At 44.3% G+C, this 20363-nt stretch carries 15 protein-coding genes; 9 read left to right on the forward strand and 6 right to left on the reverse strand.

Going from position 1 to position 20363, the window contains the following annotated elements; genetic code table 11:
* Positions 1-408: zinc ribbon domain-containing protein (locus tag RIE73_RS03375; RefSeq protein ID WP_446399841.1), on the forward strand; the 408-nt coding region annotated here is incomplete at its 5' end.
* Between the two features lie 943 nt (positions 409-1351).
* Positions 1352-2404, forward strand: coding sequence for a pentapeptide repeat-containing protein (locus RIE73_RS03380; RefSeq protein ID WP_446399842.1), 1053 nt, complete (start codon positions 1352-1354; stop codon positions 2402-2404).
* Positions 2405-2509: 105 nt separating this feature from the next.
* On the opposite strand, the gene RIE73_RS03385 is transcribed toward RIE73_RS03380, so the two are convergent.
* Positions 2510-2719 carry a hypothetical protein gene (locus tag RIE73_RS03385; protein ID WP_446399843.1) on the reverse strand — a complete coding sequence of 70 codons (210 nt, stop codon included), beginning with the start codon at positions 2717-2719 and terminating at the stop codon, positions 2510-2512.
* 232 nt (positions 2720-2951) lie between these two features.
* On the opposite strand from RIE73_RS03385, the gene RIE73_RS03390 reads away from it, so the two are divergent.
* A complete protein-coding gene (locus RIE73_RS03390) occupies positions 2952-5678 on the forward strand; it encodes a right-handed parallel beta-helix repeat-containing protein (protein WP_446399844.1) in 2727 nt (908 codons plus the stop codon).
* Positions 5679-6077: 399 nt separating this feature from the next.
* On the opposite strand, the gene RIE73_RS03395 is transcribed toward RIE73_RS03390, so the two are convergent.
* Together RIE73_RS03395 and RIE73_RS03400 are read right to left on the reverse strand one after the other, a co-directional pair.
* On the reverse strand, positions 6078-6272 hold the full coding sequence (locus RIE73_RS03395) for a hypothetical protein (RefSeq protein WP_446399845.1): 195 nt from the start codon (positions 6270-6272) through the stop codon (positions 6078-6080).
* Positions 6273-6470: 198 nt separating this feature from the next.
* Positions 6471-8159 carry a potassium channel family protein gene (locus RIE73_RS03400; RefSeq protein WP_446399846.1) on the reverse strand — a complete coding sequence of 563 codons (1689 nt, stop codon included), beginning with the start codon at positions 8157-8159 and terminating at the stop codon, positions 6471-6473.
* 251 nt (positions 8160-8410) lie between these two features.
* On the opposite strand from RIE73_RS03400, the gene RIE73_RS03405 reads away from it, so the two are divergent.
* On the forward strand, positions 8411-9274 hold the full coding sequence (locus RIE73_RS03405) for an endonuclease/exonuclease/phosphatase family protein (protein WP_446399847.1): 864 nt from the start codon (positions 8411-8413) through the stop codon (positions 9272-9274).
* Between the two features lie 117 nt (positions 9275-9391).
* Here RIE73_RS03405 and RIE73_RS03410 read toward each other — a convergent pair whose 3' ends face one another.
* Positions 9392-10219 (reverse strand): DUF2382 domain-containing protein, encoded by an 828-nt coding sequence (locus RIE73_RS03410; RefSeq protein ID WP_446399848.1) that lies wholly within the window; start codon positions 10217-10219, stop codon positions 9392-9394.
* A 130-nt stretch (positions 10220-10349) separates the two neighbouring features.
* Entirely contained in the window at positions 10350-11201 is an 852-nt protein-coding gene (locus tag RIE73_RS03415; protein ID WP_446399849.1) for a DUF2382 domain-containing protein, read from the reverse strand.
* Between the two features lie 364 nt (positions 11202-11565).
* Between RIE73_RS03415 and RIE73_RS03420 the strand changes: the two genes are divergently transcribed.
* The 5 genes from RIE73_RS03420 to RIE73_RS03440 all read left to right on the forward strand — a co-directional run bounded on the left by RIE73_RS03420 (position 11566) and on the right by RIE73_RS03440 (position 19108).
* On the forward strand, positions 11566-11982 hold the full coding sequence (locus tag RIE73_RS03420; protein ID WP_446399850.1) for a thiol-disulfide oxidoreductase DCC family protein: 417 nt from the start codon (positions 11566-11568) through the stop codon (positions 11980-11982).
* Positions 11983-12253: 271 nt separating this feature from the next.
* The gene (locus tag RIE73_RS03425) at positions 12254-13378 is read left to right on the forward strand and encodes an MFS transporter (RefSeq protein ID WP_446399851.1); all 1125 of its coding nucleotides are present in this window, start codon (positions 12254-12256) and stop codon (positions 13376-13378) included.
* A 133-nt stretch (positions 13379-13511) separates the two neighbouring features.
* On the forward strand, positions 13512-13700 hold the full coding sequence (locus tag RIE73_RS03430; protein ID WP_006104692.1) for a CPXCG motif-containing cysteine-rich protein: 189 nt from the start codon (positions 13512-13514) through the stop codon (positions 13698-13700).
* A 334-nt stretch (positions 13701-14034) separates the two neighbouring features.
* Complete coding sequence (locus RIE73_RS03435) at positions 14035-14202, forward strand: hypothetical protein (protein ID WP_446399852.1); 168 nt, start codon at positions 14035-14037, stop codon at positions 14200-14202.
* On the forward strand, positions 14189-19108 hold the full coding sequence (locus RIE73_RS03440; protein ID WP_446399853.1) for a CHAT domain-containing protein: 4920 nt from the start codon (positions 14189-14191) through the stop codon (positions 19106-19108). The genes RIE73_RS03435 and RIE73_RS03440 overlap by 14 nt, the downstream gene beginning before the upstream one ends.
* A gap of 31 nt (positions 19109-19139) precedes the next feature.
* On the opposite strand, the gene RIE73_RS03445 is transcribed toward RIE73_RS03440, so the two are convergent.
* Complete coding sequence (locus RIE73_RS03445; RefSeq protein WP_446399854.1) at positions 19140-20288, reverse strand: tetratricopeptide repeat protein; 1149 nt, start codon at positions 20286-20288, stop codon at positions 19140-19142.
* Between the last annotated feature and the right edge of the window lie 75 nt (positions 20289-20363).

The raw sequence follows: 20363 nt of genomic DNA on the forward strand, positions 1-20363 counted from the left end.
GAGATGCATCACAAAGTTGCTCGATTCTTAGTCGATAACTTTGATGTCATTTTACTTCCGACGTTTGACGTGTCTCAAATGGTGGTTAAGTCCACAAGAAAGCTCAGGTCTAAATCAGTTAGACAAATGCTGTCCTGGGCACATTACCGCTTTGAGAGGTTTTTGAAGCACAAAGCGTTTGAGACGGGCAAAGTCGTACTTGATTGTAATGAAGCCTACACCAGCAAAACCGTAAGCTGGACAGGTGAAATCATTTATAATCTTGGTGGAAAGAAGGTCATTGTTGGTGGTGATGGATTTCGGATGGACAGGGACATTAACGGCGCTCGTGGGATTTTCCTACGGGCTTTGGGAGATATCCCCTCTCTAAGAGCTTGTCTTTTAGAGTGCATTGTTAGCATAAGTTAGCAAAATTATATCGGATAAGTTTGATCAACGTGGCTCCTCGCCATCAATTCAGCCAATCGAAGTCAGCCTGTTGACAACGTATAGCCTGAGGATGCCTCTAAGTGGGAAACTGATGGCTATCGACGGAAGCCCCTTGCTCGTAACTGACAATTGGGCGAGCAGTTGTAATAAACACCAAACTAACGCAATTCAACTCCAATGGTATGACGCCTTCTCAAGACTTGGGCGCAGTAGTAACATTCACTAGGGCATTAACAAGCAGCGATTTCTCTAGCTTAATGCCCAGACCTGGTTGGCACAAGAATTCATCATCAGGAAAAGACTTTTTGTAGCGGTTGGAATAACGAATATCAGTGAGCAGTTATCGGCTAGTTCAGGCTCAGGATATCGATTAGCTTTATATCACTTCAACGCATTTACAGTGAAACCCGTTGGTTTGCCCTAATAAAAAACTTCAGTTTTTCTAAGTAACGGCGTTTGGCAGAGGTATTCGCTGCTCACTTATTTACACCGCACTGAACTCAGAAATGGGTGAGAAACAAAACCGAGAATGGCGATAAATTACACCTATTGCTTCGGGTTTAACCATGCCAACTTTTGGAGGTGATACCAAAAGAGTTGCCACGACTGTATTTCTATTCAGTGATTTGAAAACAAAAATCATCATTAATAACGATTAGTCTATCGAAATAAGTCGGTAGCTGTGGCACTCATAATTCAATCCTTATCTAGAGACAGGGAATGAATTGACCTTAAAATTCATTCCTAAATTAAACCAATTTACAGGCTTTGAATCCCCACTGAGGGCAAGCTTATTGTTTTCGGGATTTATCCATAATTGAAATCAGGGAAAATACAAATCCTAATTGACAAGCTTTTGTCAAAACCAAAGCACAATAGATAGCCCGTAGCTAGCCAAAATCCATAAAAACCAGCATTTTTTATGAAATCAAGTCAATGTTTGACTACAGCAAAACTTCTGAGTTTGCATGAAACGGGAGAACGAAATTTTCCTGGCGTGAATTTGAGCAGAGCCAATTTAACGCAAGCAAATCTGAATCGGATTAATTTGAGTGCTGCCCATTTGCAGCGAGCGAATTTAGCCAAAGCGAAACTAATTGGCGCTCAACTTAAAGATGCAGATTTAAGCAAGGCTAATCTTAAGAATGCCCTATTAATTGAAGCCACGCTTTGCCAAGCCAATTTGACAGCTACAATTCTCAAGGAAGCCGATTTGAGTGGGGCGATTCTCAGTGGCGCTATCCTACTCGATACAAATCTACAATATGCTACCTTAATTGGCACAAGTCTGATCGATGCCAAAATGAAACGAGCAAAATTGGCAAAGGCAAATTGTACGGGAGCTAGCTTAAGTCGGGCTAGTCTCAAAGCCGCAGACTTGAAGGGAGTCATCTTAAATCGAGCCATTCTCAGTGAAGCAGACTTAAGACGAGCAAATCTAACGGGCGCTTGTTTAATTCGAGCCTATTTACATCGGGTAAATTTGCGATATGCTAATTTAACAGAGGCTGACTTGAGTGATGCTAATCTCAAGGGCGCTGACCTGAGTCATGCTAATTTGTCAAGGGCTGACTTGAGTGGGGCAAATCTGAGTCACGCCAATCTTACGGGGGCAAATCTGACTGGCGCTCACTTGCAAAATGCCAATCTGAGTCACGCCAATCTGAGTGAATTGCTCCTCAAAAAAGCCAATTTGCAAAGCGCCCAACTCAGCAAAGCCAATCTAAACCAAGCTAATTTATATAAAGCCAATTTGTCAGGGGCGAATTTGCTAGAGGCAAACTTAGAGTATGCTAACTTAGCCCAGTCGAATCTCAAGCGAGCGGGTTTGCTTTTGGCGTATTTAACGGATGCTAACTTGAGTCATGCTAATCTCAAGGGCGCTAACTTAATTGGCGCGAATTTAACGGGAGCGGATTTAAGTGACGCCTCCTTAGTTGGAACTATTATGCCTAATGGTAGGATACACTCCTAGGACAAAACAGCAGAGAGCAGAAGGCTGTCAGGTTTATGGTATCTGCTCTGGCTGTTTTGTACTGACTAAATGAATGGTCTTGAATTTCTCTATTTAAAAGAATCTCTAAACCGATGTGGATTCAAGAATTTGCAGCAATCCATGCCGAATTCCATAAAAAACTCGTTCAATGAGAATTCGTTCATGCTCATTTAAGCTATCTTTATAGAGTACAGCGCATTTTAAAAATTGCTGATCGGCGGGAGTGAGGCAGCGATTCATTAAAATTTTAATCACTAACTCTTCGATGTTGGTCTGAGGCAGAGTCGCGTTCATTAGCTTGACAACTATTAAATGTTTCTTTCAATTGTCATAATTATGAAAGATTTTCGAGGTCAATTTTGTGATCGTTATAAAAGGTAGTTGGTGATTTCTATAAAAAAAAATCGTGATCTGCGATAGAATTAGGTAGTGATACAGGTCACAAAGGCAGTAATATAGCAGCAGACAGAAGGTTCGTAGTTGCGCTAAAGCGCTTACTACAAACGCTAATTGGACTTGATGACGAATGAATACCACAAAACTGGGATTAATCAGTATATTTTTACTTTCTCTCTCTAGCCCACCAATGTTAGCACAGACAGAGACACCCGAAACGGCGACTCCTTTAAGAATTACACCCCGTTTGGGAATTGGACATACGAGTTCCGGCGGTGGATTTGATGGATTTACCCGTTTAGAGGGATTTGTCCCCCTGTTACAAACGCCGGGTGAGACTCTAACGTTTCTGGAAGGGCGATTATTCCTGGATAATGATGATGCCAATTTGGGGGGGAATCTGATTCTGGGATATCGTACCTATAATGCCAATTCCCATCGCATTTGGGGCGGTTATATTGGTTATGATAACCGCCATACGGGTCACAATACATTTAACCAACTGGGGTTAGGGATAGAAAGTTTAGGTACGGTTTGGGATTTTCGGGTGAATGGTTATTTACCTATTGGCGATACGCGCCAGGGAGTCGGTGATGCTGGGGTGCGAGATATTTTCTTTCGCCGCAATTTCTTGATTTTAGAACAGGGGCAAAATAAAGAAGCCGCTATGGGAGGATGGGATGCAGAAGTTGGGGCAAAACTTGCTCAAATTGGCACAGATGGGGATCTACGCGGCTATGGGGGATTGTATTGGTATGATGCGGAAGGGACTTCAGAGATATGGGGATGGCGAGTGAGATTGGAAGCGCGTCCCTCAGATAATTTTAATCTGGGGTTGTCCTTGCAAAATGATGATTTATTTGGCACGAATCTGGTTTTTACCGTGGGTGCAACATTTCCCGGAAATCGCCCTCAGGGGTTAGCGGATGAAGAGGATCAAGTTTGGGCACGATTAGCAGAATCGGTACAGCGAACGAATGCGATTGTGATTGATCATCAAGATGATTTTCAAGAGGTACCAGCGAGAAATCCGGAAACAGGGGAACCTTATGTATTCCAGCATGTTGTTTTGGGTGAAATGGGGGGAGATGGTACATTTGAAAATCCCTTGGGTACTGTTGAGAATGGGTTAACTCAAACGATATCCGATGGTAATGATATTGTTTATGTACAACCCGGAACCAATCCAGGAATTCCACCGTTTACAATTCCTGATCAAGTGCAGGTGTTATCCACCGGTCCCATTCAGCAATTGGATACTGTAGAACGAGGGATCGTGCAATTACCGCTATCGGGTGCAGGGGTACTCCCCACGATTACTCCAGGCGCGGCGGCTTCGGTAACGATGGGGAATCAAACTACCCTATCTGGGTTTTATATCCCTGATGCAGGTACGTTTGCGATTGAGGGGAGGGAGATTGATACAGTCACGATTCGGGAGAACGCGATCGCGAATTCAACTCAAGCTGGTATAGTGCTACTGGAGACGACAGGAACTGTCACCGTTACTGATAATAGTATTGATACGACAGGTGGTTTGGGTAATAGCGGATTTTTTATTGGCAATACGGCGGGTTCGGTTGACTTAAACCTGGTCAGGAATCAGATTGTCAATACGACAGGCGATGGGATGGGTATTGTTCTGTTTAATACTGAGGACAGTACAGTAACGGTTTCGGAAAATGTCCTGGCGAATAATCTCCTTAACGGCATTGGTTTCAGATTGGCTAATGCTGTCAATGTTAACTTTAATATTAAGGATAATACAAGTCAAAACAATGGCAGTGCCGGACTTTTATCTGAGCTATTCAGCAATTCTAATTCAAGCGTCACAATTATCAACAATGAAATTTCAGACAACCAATTTGATGGGATTTCTATGGCACTAATAGATGATTTAGATGGAAGAGTCACGATTACTAACAATAATCTTAGGGGTAATCAAGAAGACGGGATTGTCATGGGATTATTTGCAGATTCTGATGAAACCGTTACGATTGTAGATAATACGCTATCGGACAATCAGTTTAATGGAATTAACCTATTTCTAAGGGATAATGCCCAGGGAAGATTTAATATTACAAAAAATACTATTTTGAATAATCAGGTGGATGGCATTATATTCACGTTCCTAGAAGATTCCCGTGGAATGGTAACGATTGCCGAAAATACCCTGACTAGAAATCAGAGGCGGGGAATGACTGTACAATCTACGATGACTGCTGAAGGGGAAGTCATTATCCAAAATAACCTGATTTCTGATAACGAAACTCTAGGGATTGCTGGCTTGATGATAGGAGACTCAAACTTAGGAGTCACGATTGACAACAATGAGATGTTGAATAATGGTCATCACGGTATCGGTGTTAGCATTCAAGAATCTGCTACACTGAGACTGACAATCACTGATAATCAAGTTGATAGGAATGGCTTCCAGGGCGTTGACCTAAATTTTCCCCAACCCGATGGCATTTTTATAGACGCACTCAATAATGCAACGCTTCAACTATTGCTGGAAAGAAATACAGTAATGGATAATGCTCGTTTTGGTGCGTTTATAGCAGCGGAGAATCAGTCTGAAATTTTTGCGGGTGTCCGATTCAATATATTCACAGGAAACCCAGGTATTGTTAACAATCCTAATGATTTTTTAGTACAGACAGGAGCAGACCTTATTAATCCTGACCCGGAATCGACTATCTGTTTAGATTTAAGTAATAATACTAGCGAGAATGGCTTTTCACTAAATTACACCGATCCTGACAGTACCTTCAAAGCCGATACAACGGCAAATAATGGTGCAATTTCTATACCACAATTGCCTGTTGAGCCGCTAGGGGATTGTCCAGTTCCGTAGTGGCGTGGTACAGCTAAAAGGGTTGTATAGATAGATTGTAGTGGCGTGGCACAGCTAAAATGGTAGATTAGAATTGTAGGGGCGCAAGGCTTGCGCCCAGTTTAACCGTCAAATCTCTTCCACAATTTTAGCTGTGTCAGTCCAGTAGTGGCGTGGCACACCTTAATTGGTGGATTAGAATTGTAGGGGCGCAAGGCTTGCGCCCAGTTTAACCGTCAAATCTATCCCACAATTTTAGCTGTGTCAGTCCAGTAGGTTGGGTTGACGCCAGGAAACCCAAAAGAATCTAAATCTAGAAATTAGCTGTGCCACACCACTAGAATAGAGACGTAGGCTGCTACGTCTCTACCAGTTTTATTCGTTTAGGCTGTTTGCAAATCTAGCCAATCCGGAAGACTATTAACGAGAGTCAGTCCCTTGATTGGGGTCGCCTTCTACACGCTTGTTTCCACCTTCAGCTTCCGCGATGGTTTCCGGATCTTTCTGAGAAGCTTGCTCATCGGCTTGAGGATTTTTAGTCTCAATACCTGTTGTTCTAGCTCCCGCAGCGGTTGTAGTCTGTTTACCTTTAAATGTTTGTTCTTCAGATGGCATAATTACATTCTTAATTTCGACGTTACTATCAATCCTAAAAAACTGGGAGAGAATGTTCCTCTTCCTAAAATAGGAGTTTGATTTATTAATCTCTCTATCTAAAGAATTAGTACGTTGACGCAATGGGGCTTGTGGAGTGGTTTGGCACACCTAGTCCAATTAGCGAAGCGAAGGGTCAACATTCAACACTCCCCAGCTTCAACTTGCCAACAACTGAGAAGGGGTGACTCGCCACAACTGTTCTAATTGTGACGCGGGCATGGTCAAGTATAAAACATCACCTGCTGCTAACGCGGTTTCCAATAAATCTCGACCGTGAAGCTTTTGATGTCGGGTTTCAATGTATAGAGGAACAAACTCAATATCCAGGGTTAAATCTCTCACCCGGCGTCCACAGAATGGATGCTTTAGCGTAATCGTTGTTGCCAACGCTACCCAAAGAGTATTCCCGGTCATACCATTGCCTAAAATACGCCCCCCTAAGGCGGCGGCGGCAAAAGCAGGTGTGGCTAATTCAGTGGGACTAAGTACCACTTCAAAATTAAACACTTGCTGCACCCCTCGGGCAAATTGAGGGTCATGATTTCGCACCACGATGGGTAAATTGGGGGTTAAGGCTTTGGCACTTAAACTAATTTCGACATTGGTCATGTCGCTACTGGTTACTGCTAATAAGGCTTCCGCTGTATGGATATTCGCCGCTTTTAAATTAGTTGCCAAACTCGCATCACCGATAATCACCGGGACTCCCAAGGAACGGGCAACACCGAGAAATCGATTGTGGGTATCAGGTTCAATAACAACCACGTCATAGCCATGAGTGTGCAGTTGATTCATGATTTGGACACCAATACCCCCCAAACCACAAACAATATAATGATGGCAACTGGGAACCCGGGCAGCATCTAAAAATTGACTAAACCGAGTGCCTAAAATAAAATCGTTGAGTAGGGCGTAACAAATCCCAATCACACCCGCCCCAACTAGCATCATCACCGCCGTAAAAACTTTGATGCTGTCGGGGGCTAATTCTGCCACTTCTTCTTTCCCCCCCGCCCCAGTAATCATACCCACGGAAAAATAGAGGGCGTCAACAATTGAGGTATTCAACTGCACACTAACATAAGTGAGTGTAGCGATAAAAATGGTTAGCAGTAGGGCGAGAGTTCCAGCGAGAATGGGTTGACCATGGTGTTGAAACTGTTTCAGGTTTGTGAGAACCTTAAACAGTCGGCGTAGCCACAACCCTCGACGGCTGCGGACATTGGGTTGAGTGCCAACAATCAAGCGATCGCCCGGTTGTAATGTTTGTTCTTGCACAACAGCCGACACTAAACTCACCTGCCCTTTCCGGGGTCGATAGTAGATCAACATCCGCGATCGATCGTCCCACAACTCACTCAACTGACGCCCGTTCCAGGGATGAGAGTCATGAATGTATTCTTCGTGAATGGGCCACGTTTGATTAAAGAGTCGCAGTTGCCCAATCGCTTGATTCCCCATCGCAGCAAAGGCAAACACCGGGGCGGCTAATGCGGCGACACTGAGACTGACATGATTAGGCAGGATCTGATCCAAGCGATCGCCTAAGCTGTTGTTAAATAGCCGATTAATAATCCGAATCCGGGGATTAAGGACTCGGGCTTGGGTGAGAATCGCCAGATTCAAGGCATCATCGCTAGAGGTGAGGACTAGAGTTTGCGCCTCCTGAATCCCAGCAGCGAGTAGGGTGGCGGCTGCCCGAAAATCGCCGATAATCAGATCCTGACAGTTACCCGGAACCAGGCGATCGCTAATTCCAACAACAGAGGCGCCCTGTTGCTTTAATAGTGAGAAAATTTGATAGCCAGTGCGACCCAAGCCACAAACGATGATTCGGGGTTTCATGAATTTGCTTTATCCACAGACAGAGTTTTGCCTGGTCGTGTTTTGAACTCTTATTTTCCTACAGATTGACCGCGACCATTGTAACCGAAGACACCAAGACTAGCAGAAATCCGGAAAAAACTGATCCGGGTTGATCATTTATCCGGCAAATAGGATAGCTTTTTTTGATCGGTTATCCGCCGCAATCCCTGTTTATTGACGAAAGGGAATCCTTACTCTAAAAGTAATAGTAATTGAATCACTAACCGTTTATGACTAAGGCTCAGATTCCTCCACACCTACAAGAACTCAACCCCAAGAGGTTTGATTTTGAAAAACAAGCGTGGACTCAATCAACCGATGTTGTCAGTGACACAAAAACCAGTGAACTAACACTGGTCACCTATAATATCTGGTTTTCTGACTATCATCGCCAACAACGCCACGAGGCAATACTGAAGCTAATTCAAGACTGCGGGGCTGACGCGATCGCGTTGCAAGAGGTGACACCACCCTCTCTCAAACTCATTTTAGAGCAAGACTGGATCAGAACCAATTATTATAGTTCCGACACCACCGGAGAAACGGTGAATCCTTATGGCGTTCTCCTGCTGTCTAAGCTTCCCATTCATCGGTTATTTTTCTGTGATCTGATTAGCCAAATGAGTCGCAAATTTCTCTGTGCCCAATTGCGGCTTAATGGACAAAATTTTAATATTGCTACAGTTCATTTAGAAAGTAAAAAGAAGTTTGCCCCCATCCGTGCCATGCAGCTTGCTGATATCTTTCCCCTCTTAGAACACGCCGATCATACTGTACTGATGGGAGACTTTAATTTTTGTTCGTCTTGGCAAGATGAAAACCGTAATCTTGACCCTCGCTATCAAGATCTGTGGGCAGTTCTTAGAGAGAATGAACCGGGTTATACGGAAGATACAGATATTAATGTCATGCGGTTACAGCAAAAACAAAAACATAAAAAAGTCCGCTTTGACCGCATCTTACTCCGTTCAACTGCTTCAAGTTGGCAGCCGCAATCCATTGAACGCTTGGGATTAGAACCTATTTCCCCGAATTGTCCTAATGTTTTCCCATCTGACCATTTTGGTTTAGTTTGTCATCTAATCAGTAGGTAGGCACAATAAAAGTTAACGGTGGAGATCGTCATTCGTCATTCGTCATTCGTTTACTCCCCCATCTTCCCCATCTTCCAGACGTAGCATGCTACGTCTCTACACCGCTTCCCCTGCTTTCTATCTACTTCCACGGCAGCGATCAAACATCTTTTGGTACATTTCCTGAAGCTCTGGATTGTCCACCACTAGCTCTACACGCACATTAGCACAACCGTGATTATCTTGTAGCGCGATCGCGGCTAAAAGATCACTGGCGGCTTTAGGCGAGACAAATTCACCCTTGACGGTAGTCGTTGTCTGAGGACTTGTCTCTACACTATCAGAAACACCTGTAACCTTTCCCTTGCCTAAATCAATTTCTGCCAGTGGTTTCGAGTCTGCGCCAACTTGTTCAACAATTAATTTTTCCCGTCGTACTGGAACTTCTACCATACGGGTTTCAATTTCTTTGCGAACAACGACTTCGCCGACTTTCTGCTTACTGCGGTTGACGACTAACTGTTCTTCTAGTAAGCGAATCATGTCTTCTTCGACTATCTCTGACGTCTGATCAGACTGATCCAGATCAGGATTCACTCTCTGTTCAACTTCTATAGGCTTTTCCGAATCCCCAGCACTTGTAGAGGTTACGTCATTTTTTTGATAAACAGGCAAGTATTCAAGTTCGGCTGGTGATAGGTCAACAATTACAGCTCTATTTTCTGGCTCAATGGTCTGAATGTGCTGGCGACTAAGGAGAAACCAAGGAGAGTCACTGTTTGCCCCTTGGGTAGACATTACCATATAAAGGCGATGATTTTTGGCGACGCAGAAATCCTCAACCCGCCCCAATACTTTACCTTTTTGATTTACGATGGTAAAGAAGGTGAATCTTTCTCTAAATTGATCTAATAATTGTTGAATTTTTTCCTTTGTATAACTTCCTTTAGGTTCTTCTTGGATCATCGTTTACCTCTCCGACTCAATTCATGCAACCTAGCCAAACTTATTAAACGTAGGGTGGGCAATGCCCACCCCCGTATCCACCAATTTATTTAGTTCAATCGGTGAAATTTAATGGTTTTCAGACAGAATTCTACTGACGACCTTTGACTACAGGATTACCCTCTACATCAACGTCTAATTCTTCGCGGCGAACCTTTTCTTGGGCATCTACAGTGTCACGTTCAACTTCTTTCTTGACACCAACTTCTTCCCGCACAAAGGCTTTCTTATCGATATTGGCTTCCTCTTCATGAACTTCCATGCGAGCCACTTCACCTTCCTGGAAGTCAACATTACCGGGTTGAACTTCGCGGGCTTCAGCAGGAGTATTACGCTCAATGACCACCCGTTCTTTTTCTACAGGAACTGATACCTGAGCCGTTTCAGATTCTACATGCTTACCCAGAGCAACTTCGCCACTCTTGTAACGGTCTTTGTTGGCAATCAGTTTTTCTTCATACAGCTTGAGATTTTTATGATTCTGCTCCGTGGTGGCGTAGAGTTCCGGCTCATGATCATACGTGTAGGTGTCGCGATTATAGCTTGTTGCTTGAGCCGATTTTGCTGCGGTTGAACGATTAGCAGCCGTTGGTCGGTAGACGTTGCGGACTCGTTCTTCGTAGTCGTAGTCAATGGTCATGTTGTCATGGTATTCCGGTAAGCTTTCGGCTTGCGCTTTTGTCATACCGATCGCATAAACCCGATGACGATCATAGTCCATCCGGGCATTACCCACGGGTAACAAGACCTTTTTACCAAAGACCCAGAACCCTGTATCAATGACTAGATACCGGAAATGACCTGTTTCATCTAGAAGAGCATCATGAACTTCACCGATTTTCTCTTCACGATCTGTGTAGACATCATATCCTTTAATGTCATCGCCACCAAAAATCTGTTCTTTATAATTGGGGTAAAACTTTTCTATTTTGATGAGATTCATAGATTGGTCTCCGTGTTTCTTTATTCCGAGTTTTGAGAGTTCAACTCTCGCACTCTAATTTCAGATTACACAAAAAAGATTTTTATTTAATCCCTCAAAAGACATAAACCAAATTAGGTTGGTAATTTTTTTTACAACGGTACTGCTATTTCCTTTGACTTAGAAGAGTTGGGCTTATTAACTAACTTACCTCTATGTAAATTTCTGAATTTTAACACTATCTTATTAGCCTAAAGCACTTACCACCATAAACATAATATATAAATAGATATAAATTAACACTATTGCTTGTTTTTGTTATCATCCTATAGGAAGAGATAAAATAAATAAAGATAACTCATAAGGAGTGCGATTAACCCCTTTGATGCGATATCACGTTATTTACGACGGCAACTGCAATCTTTGTGTCACGTTGGTGCAGCTTCTGGAAAATCTGGATCAAGGACAGCAGTTTGACTACATTCCCATGCAGGATGAAGCCACCTGTGAAACCTTCGGTGTGACTTCCCAAGACTGCGAACTAGGGATGATTCTCATTGATGGGGCATCCCCGGAACGTCGGTGGCAAGGGAGTGAGGCGGCGGAGGAAATTGGGCGTCTGTTGCCGATGGGAGAGGTATTTGTCTCAGCGTATCGGACAATGCCGGGAATGAAGTGGCTAGGCGATCGCACCTATCAACAGGTGCGTGATAATCGGTACAGTTGGTTTGGTAAGCGATCGCATACCTACAATTCAGCCTATCCTCTGGGATGTCAGGGGAAGCAAAATTGTCAGACGTAATTGATCAGGCGATCGCGTTCGTTCCGTTCGTAGTAGGCACTTTAGTGCCATTGTTCGTAGTAGGCACTTTAGTGCCATTGCTCGTAGTAGGCACTTTAGTGCCATTGCTCGTAGTAGGCACTTTAGTGCCATAAACCTGACGGAGTGACACGCTACTTTCCAAGTAGATAGGGTGTGGGGTATAAGGTAGTAATAATAAGGCTTTGGCTTTGTTGTCAGTCCAAGAGAGATCAGCGCTAAAGCGCTTACTACAAACTCTAAAGTTAACGCTATGGATCACTCTCCCTCATCTGCCTTACCGAAGCCAGAGACTAAAACGCTGCGTTTTACCACCAAGTTCACCTATGGATTAGGTGAGTTATCAGCCGCGATTCCTGGCAATATTTTATCCTTTTTCTTCTTATTTTTTCTCACGAATATCGCTGGACTTAGTGCGAGTAAAGCGGGGACTGTGATGCTGATTAGCAAAGCCTGGGATGCGATTAATGATCCGCTGATTGGCTGGCTTAGTGATCACACCCGTTCGCCTTGGGGACGGCGGTATCCGTGGATTGTCTGTGGCGCGGTTCCTTTGGGACTCTTTTTTGGGTTGCTGTGGATTGTGCCGACGTTTAGTCAAGATGTAACGTTGAATCAGCAGGCTTTATTCGGTTACTACGGTGTTTTAGGGGTTCTATTTTATGCCGCGTTTACATCAGTGCTGCTGCCCTTCTCTGCCCTAGCTCCCGAACTGACTCAAGATTATCACGAACGAACTAGCTTGATCAGTTTTAAATCGGCATTTTCTGTCGGCGGTGCAATTTTGGCATTAGTCTTGGCTCAAGTTATCTTTTCTGTAGTGGAACACCCTAGCCAAAAATATTTAGTGTTAGGAATTGTCTGTGCCACTTGTGCTGTTGTATCTGTCTACGTCAGTGTTTTAGGAACTCATCGGGTTGTCCTCAATCAGCAAGCAACGGATACAGTGAATGCGCCGGTACGCCCATCGTTACCTTGGCGATCGCAAATTGGCTATATTTTTGCCAATCGCCCCTTTTTGTATGTCATGGGCATTTATCTTTGCTCTTGGTTAGGCGTACAGATCACTGCTGCGATTTTGCCCTACTTTGTGATTAACTGGATGGGATTACCTGATCACCACTTTACCCAAGTCGCGATCGCGGTGCAAGGAACGGCACTGATGATGATGTTTATTTGGAGTTTTGTGAGTAAGCGAGTCGGCAAAAAAGCGGTTTATTTAATCGGGATGCCGTTGTTCGCCATCCGGATGATTATTGGTCCGTTACCGACATTGATCTTAATTTGCGGTTTGGTTTTTAGCTATTTTTATCCGATTACTCGTGAGGTTCATGTCCAAATTCTCCATCAACTTTGGGAACGCAATCATCAGTCATAGATCAATGGTAGGGGCGGGTTTAGGAAATTGTAGGGGCGGGTTTAGCCACTCAATTTCGATAGTCACCAATAACCGAACAACAAAACCCGCCCGATCTCACCCCTAACTGATCTATACGTTATCAGTCGTCATCATGGAAAACACAGCCGAATACAGTTGCGCCTACTGTGGCGAAGCCAATGTCACCTTTATTGACATTAGTGCTGGATCTCAGCAATCGTATGTTGAGGATTGTCAGGTGTGTTGTCAGCCGAATATTTTGTATGTCCGCATTGATGAAGAAACCCTCGACGTGGAAATTGATACAGATGTGGAAAGTTAACTGGCGCTTTTGTTAATTCCTTTGATGCTGGAGCGGTCTAAAATCAGTTTTGGTTTGTTAAGCTGTCATGCATTTAAATTGGGAATGGGTAGCGAGCAAGATGCTCGCACTACGTGGAATAAATTTAACAGACAATTAAATCGGGCGCACGTCGGTGCGCCCCTACAATGCTAATCCACCAATTAAGGTGTGCCACGCCGCCATCGTGGGGAGAGCGTAGCGTAACACACCATTACCTCGGCTAAACTATTACGCATTTAAATTGGAAATGGGTAGCGATATAGCTGTTAGGACAGATGATTTATGTAGAGACGTTCCATGGAACGTCTCTACAATGATGCCGAAAGTCCTAATCGATGTGTCTACTGCTATAGCCGTTGACTCTAGAGAAGAAGACGCCGGATTTGTTAAGTTTTTTGGTCGTTTGGCAAAAAAAGTCAGTTTATGGGGGAAACTTTTCCTTAGAGAGCGTAAAAGGGTATTGAACCATGCCGTATCCTAAAGTTCGCCCGGTTTGGACTTTTCTGCTTGTCTTGTTGGCAGGAATGCTCACTCCTTCCTCTACCGATGCTCAATCCATTACTCCAGCAGCAGATGATACGGGGACGATGGTAACACCGGATGGAAACCGCTTCGATATCCACGGTGGCACGTTTTCGGGAGATGGGGCAAATCTGTTCCACAGTTTTGAGCAGTTTGGCTTAGATTCGGGTCAAATTGCCAATTTTTTATCGAATCCTACGATTCAGCATATTATCGGGCGAGTTGTTGGCGGTGATGCCTCTCAGATTAATGGTTTAATTCAGGTGATGGGGGGTAACTCTAATTTAGTGTTGATGAATCCGGCGGGTTGGGTGCTGGGTTCAGAGGCTCAAATTAATGTTCCGGCGGCGTTTACGCTGACAACGGCGACGGGTGTGGGGTTTGAGAATGGGTATTGGTTCAATGGGTTTGGTGAGAATGACTACTCGAATTTAAGTGGTACACCGAGTCAGTTTGCGTTTGATTCGATGCAACCGGGAAGTATTATTAATGCTGGTAACTTGGAGGTGCTGGAAGGTCAAACCTTAACCCTGCTGGGTGGTACGGTGGTCAATACGGGAGAAATCCGGGCACCCGGAGGAACCATTACGATGGCGGCGATACCGGGGAAAAATCGAGTCCGGATTCGTCAGTCGGGACATTTGTTGAGTTTGGAGATTGAAGCACCTCGGACAGCGGATGGACAAGCGTTACCGTTTACCGCACGGGATTTACCGGATTTGCTGACGGTTGGGGCGACGGAGATGGAGACGGGATTGACGACGGGTGCGGATGGTACGGTGCAGTTAGGGGATTCTGGGACAAGGATACCAACAACTGAAGGAAGTGCGATCGCGTCTGGTAGGCTGGATGTCTCTAATCTGGGTGTGGGTAAAGTTGGCGGTGAGGTGAATATTTTAGGTCAGCGCGTTGGTGTATTCGGGGCTACGGTGGATGCTTCGGGTACGAACGGCGGTGGATTGGTGAGAGTCGGAGGGGATTATCAAGGTCAGGGTACGATACCGAATGCGTTGCGGACGTTGGTTAGTGCTGATTCCAGGATTAATGCAGATGCGCTGGTTGAGGGGAATGGGGGACAGGTAATTGTTTGGGCGGATGACGCTACTGGGTTTAATGGCAATATTAGCACTGGTGGGGGGAGTATTTCTGGGGATGGTGGTTTTGTTGAGGTGTCGGGAAAAGACGCATTAGCCTTTAGTGGTTATGTGGATGTGTCGGCGGCAAATGGTCAAGATGGGACTATTTTACTCGACCCTAGAGATATTATTATTGAGCCGGATGATGAGGTGGCTGATGATAATGGAGAGATTTCTCCTGGCGTAGACGAACAAATTCTCTTTGATGATGGTGGGGATGGGGTTGATTTTCAAATTGATGACACAGCATTGACGGCTTTGACGGGTAATATTCTTCTGCAAGCACAGCAAGATATTATTGCCCAGGCTGGGACGACTTTGAATTTCACCAATCAGACGTTTGGTGAGACGATTCGCTTTGAGGCGGGTCGAGATATTCAGATTAATTCACGCCTAACGACAGCGGGTGGTTCGGTCGAGTTAACTGCGACAACGGGCGGAATTGTGTTTGATGGTATTGATACCAGTGTGAATACAGGGAATGCTGGTTCTGTAACGTTGCAAGCGGCGGGGGATATCACAACGATAGAGAATTTTCTCGTGGAACTCGTCGATCCGGAAAATATCTCAGCAGGCGTTGCTGATATAGCGGACGCCAGTATCAATGCGTCGGTTAGTGTTAATGGTAGCGGCAATGGGGGTGATATTTCCCTGATCAGTACGAATGGTTCTATTAATACGAGTTCTGGAGATATCTTATCTGTAACGCCTGATGGTAGGGGAGGTTCTGTCGCGTTACAAGCTGGGGGCAACATTACGGTTAAGTCTATCGGTAGTTACGTTAATCCGACAGGGGATGCTGGATCTATAACCCTGCAAGCGGGAGGTAATATCACAACTACAGGTCTTTTGGGTCAAAACGGTGAGGGAACACTGATTTCTAGCACCAACACAGGAAATGGGGGTCAGATTTCTCTAACCAGTACGAATGGTTCGATTGATACCCGTTCAGGAGAAATTTGGGCTTTTTCAACGGATGGTAACGGGGGTGCGATCGCACTTTCGGCTGCTGATGAGATTAACACGGCTGAAATTAAGGCGAGTGCGACCTCTGGAGATGGAGGGACTATCTCTTTTTCGGGTGCGAGTGATATTAATACGGCACAGATAGATGCCAGTTCGGTTTCCGGAAATGGGGGAACTGTCTCTTTTTCCGGTTTTGTTGATATTGCTGATGGGACTGATACGGGACAGATGACGTTCTCATTTTCTCCCCCTGATGACATTAGTACGCAACAGATAGATGTCAGTTCGGTTTCGGGAAATGGGGGAACTGTCTCTTTGTTTAGTGTTGGTGAGATTAGCACGGAACAGATAGATGCGAGTTCGGTTTCGGGAAATGGGGGAACTGTCTCTTTTTCTAGTGCTGATGAGGTTACTGTTGATACTGATTCGGGACAGGTTACTCTCTCGTTGTCACTTTCTGGTGTTAGTGAGATTAACACGGCACAGATAGATGCCAGTTCGGATTCTGGAGATGGGGGAACTGTCACTTTGTCTGGTGCTGGTGAGATTAAAACGGAACAGATAGATACCAGTTCGGATTCTGGAGATGGGGGAACCATCTCATTTTCTAGTGCTGGTGATATCGATACGGCACAGATTGATGCCAGTGCAGTCAGTGGGAATGGGGGAGCGATCGCACTTTCGGCGGGGGATGACATTAACACGGCACAGATTGATACCAGTTCAGTAAGTGGGAATGGGGGAGCGATCGCACTTTCGGCCGGGGATGACATTAATACGACACAGATTGATACCAGTTCAGCAAGCAACGGGAGTGCTGGTAACGGTGGAAACGTAACCCTTGATGCTCAAGGAAATGTTCAAGTTACCTCTATCAATGCTCAAGGGGGGGACAGCGACACAGGGGGTGATGTTGACATTACCGCCAAAGGATTTTTCAGCGCCACAGGCACGTTTACAGATCAGAATGATATAGATGCCAGCATTTCTACTGCTGCTGGGAGTACAGGAGGTCAGGTCATCATTCGACATGGAGGTGGTGTTGGTATTTCCTTTGATGTAGGAAATGCCTCTTTAAACGGAACTGCTGGAGCTATTACTACTGGCACTGATAATTCAATTGTGCCACCACAGTCTTTTTCAGATTCTTATAGCCAGGGGACTCCGCCAAACGATATTCAGATCATTGCTCAAAATAACTCTTTTGTTTTCTCGCCGCTACCTTCTGTGATTTTGCCACCACAGTCTTTCCCAAATGTTGTCAGCCAAGGTATTTCTCCTAGTGATATTGATTTCGTTACTCAAGATAACGCTTTGATTTCACCTCAAGACAACTCTTTTATATCTGGCAATTGTCCACCTGACTGTAATCTTGAAATCAGCAATCTGAGGGCGAGTAATCCTCTTCCAGAGTTGGTTTTTGAACTAGAGGAATTGTTTACCAGTGAGTTTGAGCAGTATCTAGGGCAGTCGGGGACTCCAATTAAAACACTAGAGGATGCTCAGGAAGAACTCCGGGCGATTGAGGAGCAAACAGGAGTTAAATCAGCACTGATTTATGTATTTTTTGCTCCAATGAATCCGCTACTTCAATACCAAAGTCAGTCATCAGAGCTTTCCTCTGAGCTGGAGGTGTGGGAGTTCAACGAGCAAGGATTAGTGGTGGATACAACAGCTCAGAGTAAGATTAGGCGCAATCTTCGCCCTGAAGTTGAAGATCAGTTACGAATAGTTGTAGTAACAGCTAACGGAAAACCAATTCGGAAACGAATAGCAGAAGTCTCGGTCAGTGATATTCTCGAAACAGTTAGTCAATTTCAGGGGCTTGTTTCCAACAATCAAAATCAGAAAAATGACTACATAGAACTAGCTCAAAAAATATATCAGTGGTTAATTGAATCCATCGAGCCAGATTTACAAAATCAACAAATTGAGAACCTAGTTTTCATCATGGATAGTGGTCTTAGATCGCTACCTTTAGCAACACTTTACGATAAAGAAGGATTGTCAATTTTAAACAAGTATAGCGTGGGTTTAATGCCTAGCCTAAGCCTTACTGATACTCGCTATGTCAATATTCAGGACTTTCAAGTTTTAGCTATGGGGGCTGAAAACTTTACAACTGGAGAAGAATCGTTACCAGCAGTCCCTGTAGAACTAAGTGTAATTACTCAACAAATTTGGTCAGGGAAAGAGTTTCTCAACGACGACTTCAACCTAGAAAATCTAACCAAGGAGCGCACGCCAGAATTTCGTATTGTTCACTTGGCAACTCATGCCAACTTCCAACCGGGAGATCCTGTTAATTCATACATTCGCTTGGGTAATAGTAAAAAGCTAACATTTGATCAACTCAGTCAGCTAAATTTAAATGACCCATTAGTTGAACTGTTGGTGTTAAGTGCTTGTCGCACGGTGATGGGTGACTCAGAGTCAGAATTAGGATTTGCTGGGTTTGCTAAACGGACTGGTGTCAAGTCAGCCTTGGGAAGTTTATGGGCTGTCAGTGATCTTGGTACACTGGCGCTCATGATCTCCTTCTACGAGAAAATGGGAGAAACTGAAATTCCGATTAAGGCTAAAGCATTACAACAAGCTCAGCTAGCGATGAGCCGAGGTGAAGTGCGATTGGAGGGAGGTCAAATCGTAACGAGGAGTAGTAGCTATCCTCTACCCTCTAAGTTGCTGAGGAATCTAAAAGATCAAGAATTTACTCATCCTTACTACTGGAGTGGTTTCACAGTGATTGGCAATCCTTGGTAATAGTAGTTTGGCAGTAAAATCTTGCAGTCAATTAATTGTTTCGCGGTGTAATTATAATAACACTCTCTTTTGGATTAGACTGACCATTATTTTCCCCTTGCTTTCTTAATTCTTTTCTCAATTCTGTCAGTGTGATTTCTAGATCTTTGGCGCTTTCACTCTCTCCCAAAACTTCATATCCAGATTTTGCTTGGGTTTCTAGTTGTTCTGCCTCCTCTTGCTTGCCTAGAATGAGCTTGACTCCTGCTAAGCCAGCTTTTGATTCTGTTAGATAGTAGCTATGCTCGATAGGGTCAAAGCGCTCTATTGCCTTGGAATAGTAATCCTCAGCTAGCAAGTTGAGTCCGGATTCTGCATAGAGTTTCCCCAGTCTGCTGTACACAAATGGTGTTTTGGCTCCTTCTAGTTGTCTGAGTTCTTTAATCGCATCAGTTATTAAATCTTCAGCACTGTAAACTTCAGCTAGGGCAAGTGCCTTATTTTCATCCGTCCAGTTTGAATTGTTAATTTCTACTACTTTATTGAGTATTTTTTTCCGCTTATTTTCTGGAAGGATTTCAAAACCTAAACTGCCTCCAGAACCATCATCTTCACGTGAGGATCTGCCATGTTCTGTTATAACAGTCAGCAAATATTGAACTCCCTCTGTCAAAGAAGGGGCATCATTAGGATACTTTAGCTCCGTAGAGGTAATTTTTTCTTGTTCCCACTTTACGAACCCTGCTGGTCCTAATACTTTTACGGTATAGCTGTTTGTTCCCGGTACTTCATTCCAATGAAAAGTTGGTCTTTCATTGAGCAGATAAGTCATGCGAGGACTAAGTATGTATGGAATTTCTGAATTACTTCCACCCAGTCTATATCTAATAACTGTAATACGCTCATCTGGTTTGTTAGATAGGTGGCAAGTGCTGTTTACGCCCGATGATACATTGGCAGGTAATAGTGGTTTAGCCCCATTAGGGCAGCGAATCCTCACGATTGACGAGGGTATTAGAATATCACCGGGCTGAAGTACTTCCCCTGGTTTGATTGATGTCTCCGCATCTCCCCGGAGGAGAGTTACTTCGCCTTGAGCCTCAATCAGTTTTATCTCAGGGGTGGATGAAATAGCAGTGAATCCGAGCGCTGTTGTTTGTATCAGAGTAACAGCAATCGCGACAGGTATTTTATGGTTCATGATGTTTCTCAGGGTAGATACGTCGTAATAAAGTCCAGATTTTTTTACATGGAGTTATGTCATAGCTTTATTTCT

The organism is Coleofasciculus sp. C1-SOL-03, assembly GCF_040220555.1.
In the GTDB taxonomy this organism is placed as follows: domain Bacteria; phylum Cyanobacteriota; class Cyanobacteriia; order Cyanobacteriales; family Coleofasciculaceae; genus Coleofasciculus.